Origin of the sequence: Bartonella sp. MU70NMGDW (genome assembly GCF_042194085.1) — a bacterium.
Lineage (GTDB): Bacteria > Pseudomonadota > Alphaproteobacteria > Rhizobiales > Rhizobiaceae > Bartonella > Bartonella grahamii.
In genome coordinates this window covers 1-2,455 of the sequence record NZ_JBHIMK010000181.1, presented here as the reverse complement: position 1 = coordinate 2,455, position 2,455 = coordinate 1, and the positions used below count along the sequence as shown (strand labels likewise).

The window sequence follows — 2,455 nt, the reverse complement described above, 5'->3', positions numbered from 1 at the left end:
TAAGCGCCCCTTTGCTCTAACGTCATTCCATCTGTACCACTTATCCAGTCATACAAATGGAATCTTATCCATGGCATTGCATTAGACATGCGCATCCCCTTCTTTCATTAAATATAAAATTGCTAAAGCATCTGCTTCGTTGTCGTCTTTAAGCGCATGCCCTTTGGAACATATCGCCCAGCCTGTCTTAGTACCTAGATCAAGACAAAGAATCGTGTTAGTCATTTGCTATTCCATTAAAAATTATTTTTACATAGCCGTTCAACGGTAATTATTTTCGAAATGGGGGGGGAAATGCCTCAAGTAGTGTCTAAATTGTTTTCTATTTCTTCTGTTCTTATTAATTTCGCACATACAATTTTTTCAATTTACACTAAGTACAAAGAACAGGAAGAACGAAAACTAGGACCCAAATTAGAACTGAAATCTATTTCCCAACCAAGAGGTGATAGTGTTATTCCATCAAAGAAAGGAGGATTTAATATAATCACAGCATCGTTGGTTCATTTACAAGTAACTTTCTATAACCCTACAAAACAGATGATTAGACTGAATCATATATGGATAGATAAAAAGAGCCCCTTTCAATTTGTTCATGTCTCATATCCTAAATCCAACCTAGAATTGCAAAAACAAACAGAAGACATCTTCATTAAAACGCAAGAAAACCACGTCAACTTGATAACCCCTAAACTCAACCCAATCCAAAATGAATGGTATGATCTATTTAGTATTGGAAGTAAAAGCGAACTAACACTTTTACTCATTTTTGCAATGCGCAATCCATCTGAAATACAGCCTATAAATATCATTGTAGAACATACTTCTCCAAATTATCCGACCAAAACACTCAAACCTAATTTTTATCTTGGTTCCTTTTGTGATGACTAATACTCTAATTTCACGGAACTAAAAGTAATCAAATGTCACTTACTTTCTTTCTCTTATGAGCGGATAGTTTCTCTATCTTATCTCGTTGCATTCAATGTATAGACCGATTATATTTCTGAAAATTATCTATAAGATACTTTTTAAAACCATATGCGTCACTATATGCCCTGATGGACAATGAAGGTCCTAAAGTGCTTTGAGCTATCAAATTATCATTTGCATCAAGAGAAAAATTCCAATCAGAATCGCTAAAAACAATTGTGCTGCCGTCTGGAAAATCCATTTCTTTTATTGAATCTTTCAAAATGTGAAAAGTGTAATATGGTCTTTGCAATACCTTTGTAGAGCTTTGCATTTTTTTATGAGAGACATAAAAACAAAAAATCGTGATTACATTGGTCGTAAAAAGCACAATAATCGTTGCAAAATTGTCCATTTTTATTTTCTTTCTTCATATTGAAGCTGTTTTTGTTCGCACGACTTTTCACTCAAACTGAAACCGTTGACAAAAGAAGGCGTTGGAGGAGATTGTTCATTCCATAACGCTTCGAGAAGATATGCAACGGCTCCTCTTGAAGGAACACCATATTTTTCCCAACGCCATACTGTTGACTTGTTGACGCCTAACCGTGCTGCCATTTCTTTCAGAGTTAAATTCAGATTTTTACGTAACTGTTTTACTGCTATTTTTCCCATAAAAAATAATATGCATTATGAGTACTCAAAAGTCAAGTCGAAATGCATACCAATTATATGCAATATGAATATATTAAGGAGATAAAAATGCTTAGTAACACGATAGACCAATCTGCTAGATTAATAAAAGCGCGTTTAGCGCGTGGTTTTAGAAGTGCTAAAGAAGCAGCTAGATATTTTGGCTGGAACTACTCTAGCTATATACAGCACGAACAAGGATTAAGAGGAATATCACGGGCATCTGCGAAATATGCAAAAGCATTTAGAATTAGTGAAGGATGGTTATTAACTGGAGAGGGAGAAGGCCCCTCCTTTCCAATTCCTGCCACAAAACAAACTGTTGATGAGCAAATTATTAATCTACTGCAAAAAACAACTCAACCAGATAAAGAAACAATTCTTCACCTTTTAAATCGCCTGCATGCAGAAGAAAAAAAATAAAAGCTTTTTTCTTTCATTACTAAATGTAGAAACCAGATGCATTATTTTGTTATCTAATTCTATATCACTTTTTATTGTTTTCATAACCATTCACCTTCCCCTTTCATGAGAATCGTCATTTAGAAAAAATCTTCTTACAAGATTTTTATACCGTTAAAAATAAAATACACATAACGCATATTTTATTGTTGACAAGTATGCATTATGCGTATTATATATATTCCATAAACCACGCACAAACAATCGCCAAGAGGCGTTAGGGAGGAAAAATTATGGATAAGCCAATTCTTATAAATTCCGATGAAATCTTATTAGTTGTCTATGATGATGATCAAAACATTGGTCGGTCGGGACCACTGGATGAAAGCCAAGTTCTAAAAATTATTGACGAGGCAGATGATGCAATCCAAATCTTTCGCATCAATCC

Annotated in this window: 5 protein-coding genes; 2 read left to right on the top strand and 3 right to left on the bottom strand. The window is 34.3% G+C overall.

What is annotated here, in order from left to right; genetic code table 11:
• Window positions 1-81 precede the first annotated feature (81 nt).
• Complete coding sequence (locus ACFIKE_RS09430) at window positions 82-225, bottom strand: hypothetical protein (protein WP_208438218.1); 144 nt, start codon at window positions 223-225, stop codon at window positions 82-84.
• A gap of 69 nt (window positions 226-294) precedes the next feature.
• Between ACFIKE_RS09430 and ACFIKE_RS09425 the strand changes: the two genes are divergently transcribed.
• On the top strand, window positions 295-891 hold the full coding sequence (locus ACFIKE_RS09425) for a hypothetical protein (protein WP_208435741.1): 597 nt from the start codon (window positions 295-297) through the stop codon (window positions 889-891).
• Window positions 892-982: 91 nt separating this feature from the next.
• Here the strand turns inward: ACFIKE_RS09425 and ACFIKE_RS09420 are convergent, their stop codons facing one another.
• Both ACFIKE_RS09420 and ACFIKE_RS09415 read right to left on the bottom strand, forming a co-directional pair.
• The gene (locus ACFIKE_RS09420; protein WP_375649549.1) at window positions 983-1,327 is read right to left on the bottom strand and encodes a hypothetical protein; all 345 of its coding nucleotides are present in this window, start codon (window positions 1,325-1,327) and stop codon (window positions 983-985) included.
• A gap of 2 nt (window positions 1,328-1,329) precedes the next feature.
• A complete protein-coding gene (locus ACFIKE_RS09415; RefSeq protein ID WP_375649546.1) occupies window positions 1,330-1,587 on the bottom strand; it encodes a helix-turn-helix domain-containing protein in 258 nt (85 codons plus the stop codon).
• Window positions 1,588-1,674: 87 nt separating this feature from the next.
• On the opposite strand from ACFIKE_RS09415, the gene ACFIKE_RS09410 reads away from it, so the two are divergent.
• Window positions 1,675-2,028, top strand: a complete 354-nt coding sequence (locus tag ACFIKE_RS09410; RefSeq protein ID WP_004859838.1) for a helix-turn-helix domain-containing protein — start codon at window positions 1,675-1,677, stop codon at window positions 2,026-2,028.
• Window positions 2,029-2,455: the final 427 nt, after the last annotated feature.

Coding starts and splice junctions, on each gene's coding strand:
- ACFIKE_RS09430 (WP_208438218.1), bottom strand. CDS start 225: ATGACTAACACGATTCTTTGTCTTGATCTAGGTACTAAGACAGGCTGG.
- ACFIKE_RS09410 (WP_004859838.1), top strand. CDS start 1,675: ATGCTTAGTAACACGATAGACCAATCTGCTAGATTAATAAAAGCGCGT.
- ACFIKE_RS09420 (WP_375649549.1), bottom strand. CDS start 1,327: ATGGACAATTTTGCAACGATTATTGTGCTTTTTACGACCAATGTAATC.
- ACFIKE_RS09415 (WP_375649546.1), bottom strand. CDS start 1,587: ATGGGAAAAATAGCAGTAAAACAGTTACGTAAAAATCTGAATTTAACT.
- ACFIKE_RS09425 (WP_208435741.1), top strand. CDS start 295: ATGCCTCAAGTAGTGTCTAAATTGTTTTCTATTTCTTCTGTTCTTATT.